We start from the raw sequence: 17,797 nt of genomic DNA, 5'->3' as shown, positions 1-17,797 counted from the left end.
GCCACTGAGCCGTCCGCGTCGCACGAGGGCGGTAAACGGGTTCGCGCCGAGTTGCCGCTGTGCCCTGGCGGCGGGGTGCCCGCGGGTGGCACCAGCCGGACGGAGCCGGCATGATGCTCAGCACACGCGAGGACGAGAACGCCGATTCACCTTTGTGGCGAGGTTGTCTCGGGTTGGGGGTCGAGCGAGCGCCGCAGGGCGCGCAGCCGTCGCGCCTCGGCGGGATCGGCGACCGGCACCGCGGCGAGCAACTCCTTCGTGTACGGGTGCTGGGGCGCCGCGTACACCTGGGCGGTGTCACCGATCTCGACGATCCGGCCGTCGGCGAGCACGGCCACCCGGTCGGCGATCTGCCGGAGCACCGCGAGGTCGTGCGAGACGAAGACCATGGTCAGGCCCAGCTCCTCGCGGAGGTCCTCGAGCAGGGCCAGCACCTGCGCCTGGGTGGTCACGTCGAGCGACGAGACCGGCTCGTCGCAGATGATCAGCCGCGGGTGCGGAGCCAGGGCGCGGGCGATGCCGACGCGTTGCCGCATGCCGCCGGAGAGTTGGTGCGGGTAGCGGTCGTACTCGCGGTGGGCCAGGCCGACCCGCTCGAGCAGGTCCTCGACGCGCGGGCGCGGATCGCGTACGCCGGAAAGGCGCAACGGATCCGCGATGCTCTCGCCGATGGTCCGTCGCGGGTTGAGCGACGACAACGGGTCCTGGAACACCATCTGCACCGAGCCGCCGCGCCGCCGGGCGATGTCCACCCCGTCCAGGGTGATCGTGCCGGCCGAGGGCGTGAGCAGCCCGGTCATCAGCCGGGCGAGGGTGGTCTTGCCGGTGCCGGACTCGCCGACGATGCCGAGCGTCTCCCCGGACCGCACGTCGACCGACACGTCGTCGACGGCCTTGACCGGTTCCCTGCGGCGTTGTTTGAAGTGTTTCCGGACGCCGCAGAGCCGCAGTAGCGGCTCCCCGGCGATCTGGCGGGGCGGTGTCGGGTGGGGCGCGGCTTGGAGCAATTCCCGGGTGTACGCGTCGGCGGGCGCACCGAGCACGGCGGCGGTCTCGCCCTGTTCGACCGCGATGCCGCGGCGCATGACCACGACCCGGTCGGTGGACCCGGCGACGACGCCGAGGTCGTGGCTGATCAGCAGCAGCGCGGTGCCGGTGGTCTCGCGCACCTCGTCGAGCAGGTCGAGGATCTGCGCCTGCACGGTCACGTCGAGAGCGGTGGTCGGCTCGTCCGCGACGATCAACTGGGGACGGCAGGCCAGCGCCATGGCGATCAGCGCCCGCTGCCGCATGCCGCCGGAGAACTGGTGCGGGTAGTTCGACGCCCGGCGGGCCGGGTCGGGGATGTGGACCTGGCGCAGGACCTCGACGGCCCGCTGCCGGGCCGCCTTGCGGGAGGCGCCGGTGTGCAGCCGGTACACCTCGGCGATCTGGTCGCCGATGGTGTGGAACGGGCTGAGCGCGGTGAGCGGCTCCTGGAAGACCATGGCGATCCGGGCGCCGCGCACTCGCCGCCACCGTTTGTCGTCCAGTCCGGTGAGGTCGAGGTCGCCGAAGCCGATCCGGCCCTCGATCGTGGCGCTGGTGTGCAGGCCGAGCAGGGCCAGCGCGGTGGCGCTCTTGCCGGAGCCGGATTCGCCGACGATGCCGAGCGTGCCGCCGGCCGGCAGGGCGAAGGAGAGGCCGTCGACCGCGACCGTGTCGCCGAAGCGGATGCGCAGGTCCTCGACGGTCAGCGTGCTCATCGCAGCTCCACTCGGGGGTCGACGGCGCGGTACAGCAGGTCGGCGACGGTGTTGGCGGCGACGATCAGCAGGCCGGCCAGCAGGGTGACGCCGACGACCACCGGCAGGTCGATCTGGTTGACCGCGCCGACGAGCAGTTGGCCGACGCCGGGCAGGCCGAACATCGTCTCGGTCAGCACCGCGCTCGTCATGACCGCGGCGAGGTCGATCGCGGTCAGCGTGACCAGCGGCAGCAGGGCCCCGCGCAGCGCTCGCCGCCAGATGATCCGGCGCTCCGGCAGGCCGTAGGCCCGGGCGGTGCGGATGTGCTCCTCGGCGAGGGTCTCCTGGATGCCGGCGCGGGTCAGCCGGGCGTACGCGGCGGTCTGGATGACGGCGAGCGCGACCCAGGGCAGCAGGAGGTTCTGTGCCCAGGCCAGGGGATCGGTGGTCAGAGGCACGTAGCTGGGGAAAGGCAGCCATTGCAGCTGCACGCAGAACAGCAGGAGCAACAGCAGGCCGACCAGGAAGACGGGCACCGCGTAGCCGGCCAGCACGAGTCCGTTGACGATCCGGTCGAGCCAGCGGTAGCGGTGTAGCCCGGAGAGCACGCCGGCGCCGATGCCGGCGGTCAGCGCCAGCACCTCGGCGCCGAGGGCGAGCGACGCCGAGACGGGCAGGCGGTCGAGCAGCAGCCGGGTCACCGGCTGGTCGGTCTCGAAGGAGTAGCCGAGGCAGGGCGCCGGGCAATGCCGGGTCGCCGGGCCGGCCGGGTAGTCGCGCCCGCCGACCAGGCCACGCACGAAGTGCGCGTACTGCGTGGCGGCCGGTTCGTCGACGCCCATCGCGTGCCGCACCTCGGCGAGCCGGTCGGGGGTGCAACCCTTGCCGCAGGTGAGGATCGCCGGGTCGGAGGGTGCCAGGTAGAACAGTCCGTAGAGCAGTAGGGAGAGTCCGAACAGCACGAGCACCGCTCCTCCGAGCCTGCGGACGAGATAGCCGATCATCGAAGAACCTCGCTCTGTCGCGGGTCGAGCGCGCGGCGCAGCCCGTTGGCGACCAGCACGAACGCCAGCAGGGTCAGGAACAGCAGCCCGCCCGGGACGAGCACGTACATCGGGTCGGCGCGGAACCAGGTGGTCGCGGTGGACAGCATCTGGCCCCAGGACGGGGTCGGCGGCCGCACCCCCACGCCGAGGAAGGAGAGGCCGGCCTCGGAGATCATGTTGGTGGGCAGGAGCAGCGCCGCGTAGGTCAGCACCGGTGCGGCCAGGCCGGGTGCGATCTCGCGCCGGGCGATCCGGAACCGGCCGGCCCCGGACAGGCGCGCCGCCGCCACGTAGTCGCGGGTGCGCAGGCTGAGCGTCTCGCCGCGGGTGATCCGGGCGGTTCCGCCCCAGCCGAGGATCGCGATGACCGCCGCCAGCAGCAGCGGGCGCGGCCAGTCCGTCGGGACGATCGCCAGCAGCGAGATGGCCAGCACCAGGCTGGGTACGGCCAGCACGAGATCGACGACGCGGGTCAGGGCCGCGTCGGCCCAGCGGCCGCCGAGCCCGGCCGCGGTGCCGACCAGCACGCCGAACAGGACCTGCAGCAGGGTGGCGCCGACCGCCACGCCCAGCGACACCCGGGCGCCGTAGACGACTCGGGCGAACAGGTCGCGGCCGGTGGCCGGCTCGACGCCCAGCCAGTGCTCGGCGCCCAGGCCGCCGAACCGGCCCAGCGGCACCCCGCCGCGGGCCGAGTCGAGCAGGTTGTCGTGGTAGGTGGTGTAGTCCTGGCCGGCCGCCGCGGCCAGCAGCGGGGCCGCGACGGCGACCAGCACCATGAGCAGGGCGACCACGGCGCCGGCCAGGAAGCCGCGGTCGCCCCGCAGTCGGCGGAGCACGGTCACTTGACCGAGATCCGCGCCAGGTCGTAGGTGCCGCGCCAGCCGTCCGGCACGGCGTTCTTGACGTTCTTGCCGAACAGGTAGACGTCCTTCTCGTAGGCGAGTGGGACCGTCAGGGCGAGTTTGCCGATCTTCGCGTCCAGCGCGCCCCACCGCGCCTGCGCCTGGGACTGGTCGGTGAGCGCGTTGATCGCATCGATCTCCGCGTTGACCGCCGGGTCGTCGTACTGGGCGAGGTTGAAGTTGCCGCCGGCCTTGATGATCTGCCGGCCGTCGAAGATCGGGATGAGGAACGGGCCGCCGGACGGCCAGTCCGCGCCCCAGTACTGCAGGGACAGTCCGGGCTGGGTGGCCGGCTTGCCCGTGACGTCGCGATAGGTGGCCGCGTCGATCGCGGTGAGCTTGACGGTGATGCCGGCCTGCTTGAGCGCCTCCTGGACGGCGGCGGCGACCTTCGGGCCGAGGCCCTGCGAGTCGTCGTTCTCGTGGGCGAGCTCGATCGTCAGGTTGGTCACGCCGGCGTCGGCGAGCGCCTGCTTGGCCTTGGCCGGGTCGCCGTTGTCGCCGGCCGGGAAGTAGTCGTAGGGCTGGTGGCCGAGCGTCTTCTGCGGCGGGAGGAAGGTGGTCGAGGGGCCGGCCACGGTACTGCCGCCGAGCGCGTTCACGACGGAGGTGCGATTGACCGCGTACGAGATGGCCTCGCGCACCTTCTCGTTGTCGAACGGCGCCTTCTTGGTGTTGAAGGCCAGATAGTAGGTGGCCGGGAACTCGCCGCGCGCGACCTGCTTGTCCAGCGGGCCGCCGTTGCCGAGCTGGGCCAGCTGCTCCGGTCCCACGACGGCGTCGGTGGTTACCGCGTCCGCGTCCGGCCCGGCGCCGCTGACCAGGCGCTGGTTGATCACCGCAGCGTCCAGGCCGCTGGTCACCTCGATCCGGTCCGGGCAGGCGTAGCGCAGAGAATCGATCTTGCCCGACCAGTGCGGGTTACGGACGAGCGCGAGGGACTTCTTGGGCTGGTACGACTCGACCATGTACGGACCGGACGAGATCGGATGGGCCTCGTAGCCGACCCCCTTGTCCTTGGCCTTGGGCACCGGGGCGAACTGGGTCGCGGTCGCCAGGTACGGGAAGTCGCCCTCGGGCTTGCGCAGCTTGAAGACGATGGTCTTGTCGTCCGGCGTCTCGATCGCCTTGATGCCCTCGGGCTGTTTGTACGGGCCCTGGTAGTCTGCCGCGTCCTGGAGCCAGTCGCGCAGGTAGGGCGCGCCGCCCGGGAGCTCCGGGGCGAATGAGCGCTCGATGCCGTACTTGATGTCGGCCGACGTGATCGGCGTGCCGTCCTCGAAGAAGATGCCGTCGCGCAGCTTGTAGGTCCACGTGCGGGCGCCGTCCGACGGGGTGCCGAGGTCGGTCGCCAGGTCGGGGGCGGGCTTCGCGCCGGCCTCGCCCGGCTGCCGGTTGCGCGTGGTCAGCGTGCGGAACAGCAGCGACGGGATGTTGCCGCCGCCGGAGGTGTAGAGCCGGGCCGGGTCGAGGTGGCTGATCCCGCCCTGGTTGAGCACCGCAAGGGTGCCGCCCTGGCAGGTCGCCGGGTCGAAGGCCGCGCTCGACGACGTGGCGCCGCCACTGCCGTCGCAACCGGCGGCGAGCAGCAGAGTGCCCGCCATGACGACGGGCGCGATCCTGCGCATTGACACTCCTAGAAGTCTATGGAATTTGTATGCTACCGGTATATAGCATTCCCATCGACCCGATAGGTGACCGATCGCCGTGAGGCTAGCCGACGGGCCCGCCGTGGCGCCGCCGGCTGTAATGATCGTCACGGTGCCATGGCCTTACGTCGTCGTGAGCGCCGAATTTACCTGTGTGCCGGCGGTGCCGGTCTTGCCAAATTCCTATATCTCATATAGGAAAAGAGTATGTCCTACGTATCGCACGGACCGCTGGCCCCGGCATGAAGTTCCTGCTGCTCACCCTGATCACGCACACCGACCCGGCGCGGTCGGCCGCGCAGCGCCTGCGCGAGGTGGTCGATACGGCGGTGCTGGCCGAGGAGGTCGGCTTCGACGGGTTCGCGGTCGGCGAACGGCATGAGCGCCCGTTCATCTCCTCCGCCCCGCCGGTCGTGCTCAGCCACATCGCCGCTCGTACGTCGCGGATCGAGCTGTGGACCGGGGTGACCACGCTGAGCCTGCTCGACCCGGTGCGTGCCTTCGAGGACTACTCCACCCTGGACAACCTTTCCGGCGGCCGGCTCACGCTGATCATCGGCAAGGGGAACGGCGCCGCCCAGGCCCAGCTGTTCCACGTCACGGTGGACGACCAGTGGGACCGCAACCGGGAGGGCTACGAGCTGTTCCGGCGGCTCTGGCGGGAGCCCCAGGTCACCTGGTCGGGCCGGTTCCGGCCGTCGCTCACCGACGCGGAGACCTGGCCCCGGCCACTGCAACAGCCGATCACCGTGTGGCACGGCAGCGCGACCAGCCGGGAGTCGGTCGACCTCGCCGCCGAATTCGGCGACCCGCTGTTCTCCGCCAACGTGACCAACCCCATCGAGCCGTACGCCGAACTGGTCGACCACTACCGGGAGCGCTGGGCGTTCCACTGGCACGACCCGGCCGGCGTCCGCGTGGGCGCGGGCAGCGCGGGCTTCTACGTGGCTCGCACCTCACAGGAGGCGATCGACACGTACCGGCCGATCTTCGAGGCCCGGCTGGCGACCTTCCGGCGGCTGGGCGCCGAGCCGGTCTTCCTGACCCTCGAGGACGCCATCGAGCGAAGCTCCATCCTGGTCGGCAGCCCGCAGCAGCTGATCGACAAGATCCACCGCTACCACGAGCGGCTCGGCCACGAGGTGATGCACCTGCACGCCGACGCCGACGGGCTCACCGACAAGCAGCACCGCACCGCGCTGGAGCTGTTCCAGAGCGAGGTGGCCCCGGCCGTACGTCCCCTGGAGGGCCGATGACCGTCGTGCGGAAGCCCTCCGCCGCCGCGCTCACCGACGACGAACTGCTCGCCGCCCGGGTCGCCCGGCCGCGGCGGATCGGGCAGTGGCTGGCCGCGGCCGTCGCCGCGGTGCTGCTGGCCATGCTGGTGCACACCGTGCTGACCAATCCGCGCTTCCAGTGGGACGTGGTCGGTGATTACTTCACCAGCACGGCCATCCTCCGCGGCCTGGTGCTGACGTTGTGGCTGACCGCGGCGGTGATGGCCGGCGGATACCTGCTCGGCACCGGGCTGGCGGCCATGCGGCTCTCCCGCAACGTGGTGTTGCGCTCGGTGAGCTTCGGCTACGTATGGCTGGTCCGCTCGATTCCGCCGCTGGTTCTGCTGTTGTTCTGGTACGAGCTGGCCTCGCTCTACCCGCGGCTCTCGCTCGGGGTGCCGTTCGGGCCGGAGTTCGTGACGGTCCGGACCGCGCACCTGTTCACCGGGATCGTCGCCGCGCTGGTCGCGCTCACCCTGGACGTGGCGGCGTTCTCCGCCGAGATCATCCGGGGTGGCCTGCTGGCGGTGCCGGCCGGGCAGACCGAGGCGGCCCAGGCGCTCGGGCTCGGCCGGTGGCGGATCTTCCGGCGGGTGGTGTTGCCGCAGGCGATGCCGGCCATCGTGCCCGCCTCCGGCAACATGCTGATCAGCATGCTGAAGGCGACCTCGATCGTCAGCGTGATCGCGGTGCAGGATCTGCTCTACTCGGCCCAGCTGATCTACAACCAGAACTTCCAGGTGATCCCGCTGCTGCTGGTCGCCACCCTGTGGTACGTCCTGCTGACCACGGTCCTGTCGATCGGGCAGTACTACGTGGAGCGCCACTACGGGCGCGGCACGCGCCGCAGCTTCGGGCGGATCTGGCTGGGCGGCCGCCGGTGACCGCCCCGCTGGTGCACGTCCGCGGGCTGGTCAAGAGCTTCGGCTCGCACCGCGTCCTGGAAGGGGTCGACCTCGACGTCGCGGCCGGCGAGGTGGTCGTCGTGCTCGGGCCGTCCGGCTCCGGCAAGAGCACCCTGCTGCGCTGCCTCAACCACCTGGAACGCCCGGACGCCGGCTTCGTCCAGGTCGGCGGCGAGCTGATCGGTTACCGGTACGCCGGCGGCCGGCTGCACGAGCTGCGGCCCGCCGCGATCACCCGGCAGCGGGCCCGGATCGGCATGGTGTTCCAGCAGTTCAACCTGTTCCCGCACCGCACCGTGCTGGCGAACCTGATCGAGGCGCCGGTCGCGGTGCGCGGCCTGCGCCGGGACGAGGCGGCCGGCGTCGCGCGGGAGCTGCTCGACCGGGTCGGGCTGGCCGGGCGGGAGGACGCGTACCCGGGCCGGCTCTCCGGCGGCCAGCAGCAGCGGGTGGCGATCGCCCGGGCGCTGGCCATGAACCCGCGACTGATGCTCTTCGACGAGCCGACCAGCGCGCTCGACCCGGAGCTGGTCGGCGAGGTCCTGTCGGTCATGCGGGACCTGGCCAGCAGCGGGATGACCATGATCGTCGTCACCCACGAGATCGGCTTCGCCCGTGAGGTGGCCGACACCGTGGTCTTCCTCGACCAGGGACGCGTCGTCGAGTCCGGGCCGCCGGCCGACGTCCTGTCCCGCCCGCGACACGAGCGGGCCCGAGCCTTCCTCGCCGCCGTGCTCTGAAAGGAACCCTCGTGAAGAAGCTTCTCCTCGCCCTCGGCGCCACGGTCGTGCTGGCCGGCTGCGGCTCGGCCTCGGCCGGGGCGGCCGCCGGTCCGTCCGCGACGCCGAGCTATCCGACCGCGGACGTCGTCTCGCCGGTCACCACCGACGCCAAGATCGCGGCCGAGTTGCCGGCCGCCGTGCGCAGCCGCGGCACGCTCATCCTCGGCACCACCAGCACGCCCGGGCTCAATGGTCTGCCGCACGCCGGGCAGCCGGCGGACGGCACGAACATCGGCGTGGACGTCGACCTACGGGAGGCGGTCGCGAAGGTGCTCGGCGTCAAATGGGACGTGCAGAACGGCACGTTCCCGACCATCATTCCCGGCGTGCAGAACGGGAAGTACGACGTCGGCATGGACAACTTCGGCGTCACCGCGGCCCGGGAGAAGGTCGTCGACTTCGCCACCTACCTCACCGACGGGCAGTCCTTCCTCGCCCCGGCGGACAGCGACCTCACCCGGGTCACCGCCATCACCGACCTGTGCGGCAAGACCCTGGCGACCAGCCCCGGCTCGACCTTCCAGCAGATCCTGGAGAACTCCAAGGCCAAGTGCGCCCAGGCCGGCAAGCAGCCGTACGCGGTGCAGTACTTCGCCGACAACGCGCCGATCTGGCTCGGCCTCGCCAACGGCAAGATCGACGTGTATTTCGGCCCGACGCTGAGCCTCAAGTACGACGCCACGCACATCCCGAACACGAAGTTCCTGAGCCAGTTCAGCTCCACCCCGGTCGGCTTCGTCACCGGCAAGGGCTCGCCGATCGCCCCGGCGCTGCGCGACGCCGTCAACAAGCTCATCGACTCCGGCGACTACGCGAAGATCCTCGGCAAGTGGGGCGTCACCGACTCCGGCATCCAGCAGTCGGCGATCAACCCGCCATCGTCGCTGTGACGAGGGGACACCGATGACCGATCTCAACACCCCGTCGTTCCCCACCAACCAGGACCTCGACCCGGTACGCCTGCGGCAGGCGTTCGGCATCTTCCCCAGCGGGGTCGTCGCGGTCGCCGCCCAGGTCGACGGCCGCCTCGTCGGCCTGGCGGCCAGCTCGTTCACCTCGGTGAGCCTGGACCCGCCGCTGGTGTCGTTCTCCATCGCGAACGCCTCCAAGACCTGGCCCGACCTGCGCCGCGCCGCGCATCTGGGCGTGACCATCCTGGCCGACCGGCACGGCGGCCTGGCCCGCCAGCTCGCCGGGCCACCCGGGTCCCGCTTCGCGAGCGTCGAGGTGCTGCTCAGCGAGCACGGCGCGGTCACCCTGCCGGACGGGCTCGCCCAGTTCGACACCACGATCTACCGCGAGGTGGAGGCCGGCGACCACACGATCGTCCTGCTCCGCCTGCACGCCGTCCGGCACGCCGACCACTCGCTGCCGCTGGTCTTCCACCGCAGCGCGTTCGGCCTGCGCGGCGATCGCTGACCGATACGGTGACCTCGGCTTCGTTCATCGCCTGACCTGCGGCCCGGGGTGGGAAGCACGAGCTTGTACCCGGCCTGCCGTCTGGCCGAGGTCGGTGAAGGCCGCCGAGCATCCCGTACCGGTTCACATGCTCGGTAACACCTCGGAGGCATGATCTCCGAGCCGGCCGATGTTGCCGGCGATGTCCCTGGGGACTGGTTCACTGTCGCTTGTCAGAGCAAACGCTGGCGACTACGGGGCGACGCGGTCGCGGATGCCGTCGAGCACCGCCTCCGCCGCCCACGCGGCGGCGTCGGCGATGTCGCGCCGGTCCATGCCGAACTCGCGGCGAAACGTCACCCAGGTCGCGGCGGAGTCGAGGTGGGACAGTGCCACGACGACTGCCCTGCGCTGCGCCGCGTCGAGGGATGGCACCTCGGCATCCAGCAGCCGCTCGAGGTGCGCCCGGCCGGACGACGGCGCCGCGCCGTTCACGCCGCGCATTTCCGCCTCGGCGACGACGTGCGCGAGTTCCGGCCGCGCGTCGTACCGCTGCATCGCGTCGCGGATCGCGAGGGGGATGTCGAAGATCGAGTGCGACTCCTCACGGGCGAACACCGTCGCATCGATCCACGCTGCGGTCGCCAGCAGCAGATCGACGCGCGTGGGGTAGTTGCGGAACACCGTGCGCTCGGCGATACCGGCCCGGCGCGCGACGAGCCGGAACGAGACGTCGTCGCTGCCGACCTCCTCGATCAGCTCGGCGTAGGCGGCGAGGATCGCCGCTTGCGTGCCGCTCAGCGCCGGGGCAGCCATCGACCCGCTCACGGCTTCGCCCACGTCGCGTCGAGCAGCCTCGCGAGCACGGTGCCCACGGCGCGATCGAACGCGTCGCAGATCTCGCCGGCATCCAGGTCGAAGCCCGTGCGCAGTCGCGCCCAGAACATCGCCGACGAGAAGTAGCGAAGGGACGCCGCGACCCGCCGCCGATCCCGTCGGTTGAGCGTCGGCGCCGCCACCTCGAGCATCGCCTCGATCGCCCGCGTGATGTAGGCAGGCTCGGCGTCGAGCGTCAGCGAGATCGCGGACGCCCGTGCGCTGACGTACGCGTACGCGGGCGACGCGTCGAAGGCGCGGAAGCGCTCGTGCACGGCGTCGCGGAAATCGGCCAGGGTCACGAACGGTGGGAGCGGGAAGCGGGTCTGCTCGATCCAGTTCGAGAGTGCGGCGAGCAGGTGCGCACGGGTGGGGTACTGCCGGTAGATCGTGCGCTCCGAGATGCCGACCTGGTCGGCGACGGCACGATAGGAGATGTCGTCGAACGTGTGCTCACGCAGCAGACTCGCGGCGCTTGCGAGAATTGCGGTCGCGGTGTCGACCGACTCCTCCATCACGTCCCCCTGCCTCGAGCGGTCGCCCTGTGCGGGGGTCCGGTGACTTCCGGTGGAAGCACGTAGCGATCGGAATCGTCGAGCGTGAGCGCCAGCGACGAAACATATTGCACCTCGCCGAGCGGTCCTCGCTGGGCCGAGGCCAGCATATCCGGCCGCTCGAACGTATATCCGGTGACATGACAACGGAGCCGCTCGCCGGAGGGGTTGCCGTCGTCGTCCAAGAGGGGGGAGTCGATGCCGTCGGAGTGGCGGCGGAGGTAGTAGCGGCCCCGCGTGACGACGGCCATGACCGGTGTGGCGACGAGCGCGACCCCGATCGCGATGACCACGGAGAACGGCTTGACGGCCGGGCCGAGCAGCCCGGCGAACGCGAGCAGCGACAGCACCGAGGCGAGCCCCACCGACACGAGCCCCACCGGGTTCCAGTCGTGCAGCATGCCGCGGCGGAATTCGGGGAAGCGCGGCGAGATGCGCAGCACCCACTTGTTGATCGCGATATCGGTGGCGATCGTCACGAGCCACGCCATCACGACGTTCGCGTAGAGGCTCAGCACGAAGGAGATGACGGTGAAGATGTCCAGCGTCATGAGCAGGTACGCGATGACGAGGTTGAGCAGCACGAAGATGGTGCGACCCGGGTAGTGCTTCGCCACCCGGGTGAAGACATTCGACCACGCGAGCGAGCCCGAGTACGCGTTCGTCACGTTGATCTTCATCTGCGCGACCACGATGAGGGCGACGGCGAGGACGATGGCGAGCCAGTCGGGGATGAGGGTCTGGTACATGCCGACGAACTGCTTGACCGGTTCGGTCGCGTGGTGCCCGAGGGTGGGGTCCACCTCCACGAGGAGGTAGACGGCCAGAAACACGCCGATCACCTGCTTGGTGCCGCTGAAGACGACCCAGCCCGGGCCGGCGAACGCGAACGACGTCCACCACGAGCGGGCGTTCGACGGCGTGCGCGGCGGCATGGCGCGGATGTAGTCGATCTGCTCGGCCAACTGCGGGGTGAGGGCGAAGCACACGGCCGCGCTCGAGACAACCGCGCCGAAGCTGATCGAGCCGTCGGAGTTGCCGGTGAATGACGTGAAGGCGCGCACCGCCTCGGGGTCGGAGACGAGGATCCACAGCAGCGGCAGCAGGGCGAGGGCGAGCCACAGGGGCGTGGTCCAGAAATGCAGGCGTTCCAGCGCGCGCATGCCGTAGATGACGATCGGGATCACGACCACGGTCGAGATGAGATAGCCGAGCCACAGCGGCAACCCCGTCGCCACCTGCAGTCCCTGCGCCATGATGGCGCCCTCCAGGGCGAAGAAGATGCAGGTGAAGCCCGCGAAGACCACGGTCGTGATCATCGAGCCGTAGTAGCCGAATCCCGAGCCACGCGCGATGAGGTCGAGGTCGAGGTTGTACCGGGCGGCGTAGTAGGCGACGGGCACGCCCACGATGACGATGACGACCGAAGCGAACAGGATGCCGAGCACGGCGTTGGCGGTGCCGTGGTCGATGCCGATGCTCGCGCCCATCGAGAAATCGGCGAGGAACGCGATGGAGCCGAGGGCGGTCGCGCCGACGGAGGCCGCGCTCCAGCGCCGGAAGGTGCGCGGCACGTAGCGGAAGGCGTAGTCCTCGAGGCTGTCCTCCGCGGCCGCGCGCGCGTTGCCTGTTCTGCTCACCTCGGCATCCCCTCAAGCACCTCGCGTGGGGGGATCCTCCGGGTCCGGTGTTACGACAGCATTGCGGGCCTGGAAGCCGGTCATGTCGGCTCAGATCGCCATGGCGGCTCGCACGGTGGAGGTGGCCGCCGAGCCCCCCTCGTCGGTCCGTGTGACGAAACCCGAGGCGAGTACGACGTAGCGCTCGGCGGCCTCGAGGGCGAAGCCGATGTGCTGCTCGACGAGCAGCACGTGGATGCCCTCGTCGGCGAGCTGCATGATGGTGTGCTCGATCTCGGCGACGATCGTGGGCTGGATGCCCTCGGTCGGCTCGTCGAGGATGAGCAGCTTCGGCTCGGTGATGAGGGCGCGAGCGATCGCGAGCTGCTGGCGCTGCCCGCCCGAGAGCAGGCCCGCCCTCCGGGCCGCGAACTTCTCCAATGCGGGGAAGCGAGCCAGCTGCGCGTCGATGAGGGCCCTGCCGCGCCGGCGCCCGTCGGCGACGAGCTGCAGGTTCTCGAGCGTCGTGAGCTGGCCGAACGCCTGCTGACCCTGCGGCACGTACGCCATGCCGCGAGCCACGCGCTTGTTCGGGGGTAGCGACACGATGTCTTCGCCGTCGAACAACACGCGGCCCTTCGACGGCTTGATGAGCCCGATCGCGACACGCAGCAGCGTCGTCTTGCCGGCGCCGTTGTGGCCGAGCACGGCCACGACCTTCCCGGCCGGCACCGTCACGCCGTGCAGCACCCGCGTGCGCCCGTAGCCGGCCTCGATGTCGGTGAGCTCGAGCATCTCAGTCCTCCTTCCGCTGCGGCGTCCCGGCCGCTTCCGGCACGACCGACATGGCGGCCGTGGTCGCGGCTCCCGCGGTGCCCAGATAGACCTCCTGCACCTTGGGATCGGCCTGCACCTCGGCCACCGTGCCGTCCGAGAGCACCTTGCCCTGGTGCAGCACCGTCACGCGGGTGGCGAAGCGGCGCATGAAGTCCATGTCGTGCTCGACCACGAGCACAATGCGCTTCGCCGCGACGCGCTGCAGAAGCCCGCCGGTCGCGGTGCGCTCGTCCTGGCTCATGCCGGCGACGGGCTCATCGAGCAGCAGCACCCTCGCGTCCTGCACGAGCAGCATCGCGATCTCCAGCCACTGCTTCTGGCCGTGCGACAGGATGCCGGCCGGCGTGGCGAGCTCGCCGGCGAGTCCGGTCTCCTCCAGCGCCTGCTCGATCGACGCGTCGACGCCACGCCGGGTCCGCAGCAGCGAGGCCGCGGGGCGGTGGCGTCCGGCGGCGATGTCGAGGTTCTGCAGCACCGAGAGCTCGTCGAAGACGCTCGCGGTCTGGAACGTGCGGCCGACCCCGAAGCGGACGATCTTGTGCACCGGCCTGCCGAGCAGCTCCCTCCCGCCAAGCCTCGCCGATCCGGTGGCCCTGGACAGCCCCGTGATGGCGTCGATGCACGTCGTCTTGCCGGCGCCGTTCGGGCCGATGAGAAACCGGACCTCGCCGAGGTGCGCGTCGAAGGAGACGCCGCCGACCGCGACGAAGCCCGAGAACTCGACGCGGAGGTCCGTGACAACGAGCGAAGCGTCGGTCACGACTGCACCGCCTCGAGCTCCGGGGCGGCGGTTCCCGCGGCGGGCTGTTCGCCCGGGCTCCGGCGCGCTGCCGTGAACCTGGGGAGCAGCGACGACAGGCCCTTCGGCAGGAAGAGGATGACGACGATGAACAGCAGGCCGACGATGTACGTCCAGCCTTCGGGCCAGGCCGAGCCGAGGCTCGACTGCCCCCATCCGACCGCCATCGCGCCGAGCGCGGGGCCGAAGAGCGACGCGCGGCCGCCGAAGGCGACGCCCGCGATCATGAGGATCGAGGCGGCGGCGCCGATCTCGGCCGGAGTGATGATGCCGACGATGGGCACGAACATGGCTCCACCGATGCTTGCCATCAGTGCGGCGAGGACGAAGGCAACGAGCTTGACGGTGGCCGGGTCGTAGCCGAGGAAGCGCACGCGCTCCTCGGCGTCCCGGGTGGCGACGAGGAGCTCACCGAAGCGGCTGCGGTAGAGCTGCCATACCACGAGCAGGCATACGACGAGCAGCGCGGCCGCGATGAGGTACACCATGACCCTGTTCGCCGGGTCCTCCAGCACGAAACCGAAGAAGTACTTGAAGTCGCTGAGCCCGGTGTCGCCGCCGGTCTCGCGGATGGTGGAGCTGATCAGGGTGGCGAGCGCGACGGCGAGCGCCTGCGACAGGATCGCGAAGTACGCGCCCTTCACGCGGCGCTTGAACAGCGCGTAGCCGAGGAGGCCGGCCACGATCACCGGGAGCAGCACGATAGCCAGCAGGGTGAACGCCGCGCTTCGGAACGGCTCCCAGAACGCCGGGAGCGGCGCGAGCGGGTCGTAGAGCACCATGAACCCCGGGACCCCGGCACCGGCGGTCTCCAGCGTGAGGTGCATGGCCATCGAGTAGGCACCGAGGGCGAAGAACACCCCCTGCCCCATCACGAGCATCCCGCCTCGGCCCCACGCCAGGCCGATGCCGACGGCGGCGATCGCCCAGCAGCAGTACTTGCCGAGGTTGCTGAGCCAGTGATCGGTGAGCACGAGGGGAGCGACCACGAGGAGCAGCACGGCGAACACGCCGATGCCGATGAGGGAAAGCCGTGGCTTCAGCTTCGTCATGCCAGACTCCTGGTTCGCACAGTGAACAGGCCCTGCGGGCGTACCTGCAGGAAGACGATCACGAGGATGAGGGCGAGCACCTGCGCGAGGCTGCCGGTCGTCCAGTAGGCGAAACACGAGAGGGCGACGCCCACCGCCCACGCGGCGATGACGGTGCCCTTGAGCTGGCCGATGCCGCCGGCGGCGACGACGAGAAAGGCCGGGATGATGTACTGCGCGCCCATCTGGGAGTTCGTGCCGCCGATGAGCGACGCGGCCACTCCGGCGACCCCGGCCAGACCCGACCCGACGAAGAAGGTCAGGCGGTCGACGGTGCGTGTGGAGATCCCCGCGGTCTCGGCGAGGTCCCGGTTCTGCACGGTCGCCCGGATGCGGCGGCCGAATGAGGTGTACTTGAGCCAGGCCGACAGGATGGCGACGCAGGCGGCCGCGAGCACGATGGTGAACGACTGCCGCAGCGGCCAGCTGTAGCCGAGGATCGTCAACTGCCCGTCGAGCCAGCCGGGCTGCTTCACCGGGACGCCCTGGGCCGGGAAGGTCTGCAGAGCCGCCTGCTGCAGGATCAGGCTGACACCGATCGTGACCAGCAGGGTGTCGAGGGGCCGGCGGTACATCCATCGGATGATGCTGACCTCCAGCAGGAGGCCGAGCAGACCGGCGACGACGAACGCGACCGGCAGCGCGACCGGGATCGACAGGTCGCTGGAGTCGATGACCTGCTGGACGAGGTAGGCGGTGAAGGCGCCGATCATGAGGAACTCGCCGTGGGCCATGTTGATCACGCCCATCTGACCGAAGGTGAGCGAGAGACCGAGCGCGGCGAGCAGGAGCAGCGCACCCTGTGCGGTGCCGTTCAGCAGCGGTGGGACCAGAGCGTTCACGTGCTCTCGCTCTCTGTGCGGGGACCGGCGGTGAGGGGAATTCGGATCCGGGTACGCGGGGCTACCTGCCGCGGGCGACACGCAACCCCGCGTCCGGGTGGGGGTGGGGCGATCAGCCCGCGGCTTTCACGAGTTGGTCGCGGACGTTCGCCGGGAACCAGTCGTAGCCCTTGAGGAACGGATCGGGGGCGATGAACTTGTCGGAGGACCAGACGATGTCGAACTGGTTGTTGGCGTTGATCCGGCCGATGTGACCCGGCTTGGAGATGTGATGGTTTTCGCCGTCGAGCGTGACGGTGCCCTCCGGTGCGGCGAACGTGATGGTGTTCTTCTTCGCCGCGGCATTCACCGCGTCGACGTCGAACGAGCCGGCGGCCTCGACGAGGGCCTTGTACAGGTACAGCGAGATGTAGGCGGCCTCCATCGGGTCGGAGGTGACGCCGCTGCTGTTGGGGTAGGCCTTCCAGCTCTTGATGAACTTCGGGTTGGTGTCGGTCTTGAGCGACTCGAAGTAGTTCCAGGACGCGTATTGGCCGGTGATCTCGTGGCCCATGGCCGGCGCCTCCTCCTCGGCGATCGACACCGAGATGATCGGTGTCGTCGCCGCGGTGAGGCCGGCGTCGTAGTAGGCCTTGATGAAGCCGACATTCGACGAGCCGTTGATGGTGTTGAAGATGAAGTCGGGCTTGGCCGCCACGATTTTCGCCACCTGGGTGGTCCAGTCGTCCTTGTCGAGGGGCACGTACTCCTCGCCGACGATCTGGATGCCGAGCTTGGCCGCGTAGAGCTTGATGATCGCATTCGCGGTGCGCGGGAAGACGTAGTCGCTGCCGGCGAGGAAGAGCCTCTTCACCCCCTTGGAGGCGAGGAAGTCCATGGCCGGGATGATCTGCTGGTTGGTGGTCGCACCGGTGTAGTAGATGTTCGGCGACGACTCGAGGCCCTCGTACTGCACCGGGTAGAAAAAGAGGCCGTTGTGCTTCTCGACGACCGGCTTGACGGCCTTACGGGAAGACGAGGTCCAGCCGCCGAAGATCGCGGCGACGCAGTCCTGGGTGAGCAGCTTCTCGGCCTTCTCCGCGAAGGTGGGCCAGTCGGTGGCACCGTCTTCCTGGATGTACTTGATCTTCTTTCCGAGGATGCCGCCGCCGGCGTTGATTTCGTCGGCGGCCATGTGCAGCACGTTGGAGACGGTCTTCTCAGAGATCGCCATGCCGCCGGTGAGCGAGTTGAGGAAACCGAGCTTGATGGTGTCGCCGGAGGTGTCGACGCAGCTGGGTGCGGCGGACTCGGCGCCGGGCGTGCCGTCGCCGGCGCGGGCGCCGCAGCCGGCGAGCGCGAGGGCGACGGTCACGATGGTGCCCGTGGCCACAAGCGTGCGGAGCCGCCTGCTGAAGGTGGACATATGGGGGAACTCCGTTCCTGGTAAAGGAGCTGGGGTCGCGGCACAGCGGATGGTGTGGAGGTGCATGTCCTATGCCGAGCCGCCG

General features: G+C 70.1%; 17 protein-coding genes. 5 read left to right on the top strand and 12 right to left on the bottom strand.

Annotation, left to right across the window (positions count from 1 at the left end; all coding sequences use genetic code 11):
- Positions 1 to 146: 146 nt before the first annotated feature.
- Genes IH26_RS0120455 through IH26_RS0120440 form a run of 4 tightly spaced genes read right to left on the bottom strand, consistent with a single transcriptional unit; the run spans position 147 to position 5,306 of the window.
- Positions 147 to 1,745, bottom strand: coding sequence for a dipeptide ABC transporter ATP-binding protein (locus tag IH26_RS0120455; RefSeq protein ID WP_034215761.1), 1,599 nt, complete (start codon positions 1,743 to 1,745; stop codon positions 147 to 149).
- Positions 1,742 to 2,731 (bottom strand): ABC transporter permease, encoded by a 990-nt coding sequence (locus IH26_RS0120450; protein WP_030437825.1) that lies wholly within the window; start codon positions 2,729 to 2,731, stop codon positions 1,742 to 1,744. Before IH26_RS0120450 ends, IH26_RS0120455 begins: the two co-directional genes overlap by 4 nt.
- Positions 2,728 to 3,618, bottom strand: coding sequence for an ABC transporter permease (locus IH26_RS0120445; RefSeq protein WP_030437824.1), 891 nt, complete (start codon positions 3,616 to 3,618; stop codon positions 2,728 to 2,730). The genes IH26_RS0120450 and IH26_RS0120445 overlap by 4 nt, the downstream gene beginning before the upstream one ends.
- Entirely contained in the window at positions 3,615 to 5,306 is a 1,692-nt protein-coding gene (locus tag IH26_RS0120440; RefSeq protein WP_030437823.1) for an ABC transporter substrate-binding protein, read from the bottom strand. Before IH26_RS0120440 ends, IH26_RS0120445 begins: the two co-directional genes overlap by 4 nt.
- 263 nt (positions 5,307 to 5,569) lie before the next feature.
- Here IH26_RS0120440 and IH26_RS0120435 point away from each other — a divergent pair, with 263 nt between their 5' ends.
- The 5 genes from IH26_RS0120435 to IH26_RS0120415 are packed head-to-tail and all read left to right on the top strand — an operon-like array spanning position 5,570 to position 9,710.
- Positions 5,570 to 6,583 (top strand): LLM class flavin-dependent oxidoreductase, encoded by a 1,014-nt coding sequence (locus IH26_RS0120435; RefSeq protein WP_030437822.1) that lies wholly within the window; start codon positions 5,570 to 5,572, stop codon positions 6,581 to 6,583.
- A complete protein-coding gene (locus tag IH26_RS0120430) occupies positions 6,580 to 7,488 on the top strand; it encodes an amino acid ABC transporter permease (RefSeq protein ID WP_051808330.1) in 909 nt (302 codons plus the stop codon). Before IH26_RS0120435 ends, IH26_RS0120430 begins: the two co-directional genes overlap by 4 nt.
- Entirely contained in the window at positions 7,485 to 8,249 is a 765-nt protein-coding gene (locus tag IH26_RS0120425) for an amino acid ABC transporter ATP-binding protein (RefSeq protein WP_030437820.1), read from the top strand. Before IH26_RS0120430 ends, IH26_RS0120425 begins: the two co-directional genes overlap by 4 nt.
- Before the next feature lie 11 nt (positions 8,250 to 8,260).
- Complete coding sequence (locus IH26_RS0120420) at positions 8,261 to 9,181, top strand: ABC transporter substrate-binding protein (RefSeq protein WP_030437819.1); 921 nt, start codon at positions 8,261 to 8,263, stop codon at positions 9,179 to 9,181.
- Between the two features lie 13 nt (positions 9,182 to 9,194).
- Entirely contained in the window at positions 9,195 to 9,710 is a 516-nt protein-coding gene (locus IH26_RS0120415) for a flavin reductase family protein (RefSeq protein ID WP_030437818.1), read from the top strand.
- Between the two features lie 231 nt (positions 9,711 to 9,941).
- Here IH26_RS0120415 and IH26_RS0120410 read toward each other — a convergent pair whose 3' ends face one another.
- From IH26_RS0120410 to urtA, 8 genes are all read right to left on the bottom strand, one after another.
- Positions 9,942 to 10,529 (bottom strand): TetR/AcrR family transcriptional regulator, encoded by a 588-nt coding sequence (locus IH26_RS0120410; protein ID WP_211268712.1) that lies wholly within the window; start codon positions 10,527 to 10,529, stop codon positions 9,942 to 9,944.
- Positions 10,514 to 11,080, bottom strand: a complete 567-nt coding sequence (locus IH26_RS0120405) for a TetR/AcrR family transcriptional regulator (RefSeq protein ID WP_030437816.1) — start codon at positions 11,078 to 11,080, stop codon at positions 10,514 to 10,516. Before IH26_RS0120405 ends, IH26_RS0120410 begins: the two co-directional genes overlap by 16 nt.
- Positions 11,080 to 12,759 (bottom strand): purine-cytosine permease family protein, encoded by a 1,680-nt coding sequence (locus tag IH26_RS0120400; RefSeq protein WP_051808328.1) that lies wholly within the window; start codon positions 12,757 to 12,759, stop codon positions 11,080 to 11,082. Before IH26_RS0120400 ends, IH26_RS0120405 begins: the two co-directional genes overlap by 1 nt.
- A gap of 90 nt (positions 12,760 to 12,849) precedes the next feature.
- Positions 12,850 to 13,533, bottom strand: a complete 684-nt coding sequence (locus IH26_RS0120395) for an ATP-binding cassette domain-containing protein (protein ID WP_030437814.1) — start codon at positions 13,531 to 13,533, stop codon at positions 12,850 to 12,852.
- Between the two features lies 1 nt (position 13,534).
- Positions 13,535 to 14,335, bottom strand: a complete 801-nt coding sequence (gene urtD, locus IH26_RS0120390) for an urea ABC transporter ATP-binding protein UrtD (RefSeq protein WP_030437813.1) — start codon at positions 14,333 to 14,335, stop codon at positions 13,535 to 13,537.
- A complete protein-coding gene (gene urtC / locus IH26_RS0120385; RefSeq protein ID WP_030437812.1) occupies positions 14,332 to 15,426 on the bottom strand; it encodes an urea ABC transporter permease subunit UrtC in 1,095 nt (364 codons plus the stop codon). Before urtC ends, urtD begins: the two co-directional genes overlap by 4 nt.
- Positions 15,423 to 16,307 (bottom strand): urea ABC transporter permease subunit UrtB, encoded by an 885-nt coding sequence (urtB, locus tag IH26_RS0120380; protein ID WP_030437811.1) that lies wholly within the window; start codon positions 16,305 to 16,307, stop codon positions 15,423 to 15,425. The genes urtC and urtB overlap by 4 nt, the downstream gene beginning before the upstream one ends.
- Before the next feature lie 112 nt (positions 16,308 to 16,419).
- Entirely contained in the window at positions 16,420 to 17,712 is a 1,293-nt protein-coding gene (urtA, locus tag IH26_RS0120375; RefSeq protein WP_030437810.1) for an urea ABC transporter substrate-binding protein, read from the bottom strand.
- Between the last annotated feature and the right edge of the window lie 85 nt (positions 17,713 to 17,797).

This window comes from Actinoplanes subtropicus (assembly GCF_000721705.1).
GTDB lineage: Bacteria > Actinomycetota > Actinomycetes > Mycobacteriales > Micromonosporaceae > Actinoplanes > Actinoplanes subtropicus.
This window is presented reverse-complemented; position numbering and strand designations above follow the sequence as displayed.

Bases quoted from the DNA above. Each gene is read 5' to 3' on its own strand.
- IH26_RS0120455 (WP_034215761.1), bottom strand. From the start codon at position 1,745: ATGAGCACGCTGACCGTCGAGGACCTGCGCATCCGCTTCGGCGACACG.
- IH26_RS0120450 (WP_030437825.1), bottom strand. From the start codon at position 2,731: ATGATCGGCTATCTCGTCCGCAGGCTCGGAGGAGCGGTGCTCGTGCTG.
- IH26_RS0120440 (WP_030437823.1), bottom strand. From the start codon at position 5,306: ATGCGCAGGATCGCGCCCGTCGTCATGGCGGGCACTCTGCTGCTCGCC.
- IH26_RS0120435 (WP_030437822.1), top strand. From the start codon at position 5,570: ATGAAGTTCCTGCTGCTCACCCTGATCACGCACACCGACCCGGCGCGG.
- IH26_RS0120430 (WP_051808330.1), top strand. From the start codon at position 6,580: ATGACCGTCGTGCGGAAGCCCTCCGCCGCCGCGCTCACCGACGACGAA.
- IH26_RS0120415 (WP_030437818.1), top strand. From the start codon at position 9,195: ATGACCGATCTCAACACCCCGTCGTTCCCCACCAACCAGGACCTCGAC.
- IH26_RS0120405 (WP_030437816.1), bottom strand. From the start codon at position 11,080: ATGGAGGAGTCGGTCGACACCGCGACCGCAATTCTCGCAAGCGCCGCG.
- IH26_RS0120395 (WP_030437814.1), bottom strand. From the start codon at position 13,533: ATGCTCGAGCTCACCGACATCGAGGCCGGCTACGGGCGCACGCGGGTG.
- urtC (WP_030437812.1), bottom strand. From the start codon at position 15,426: ATGACGAAGCTGAAGCCACGGCTTTCCCTCATCGGCATCGGCGTGTTC.
- urtA (WP_030437810.1), bottom strand. From the start codon at position 17,712: ATGTCCACCTTCAGCAGGCGGCTCCGCACGCTTGTGGCCACGGGCACC.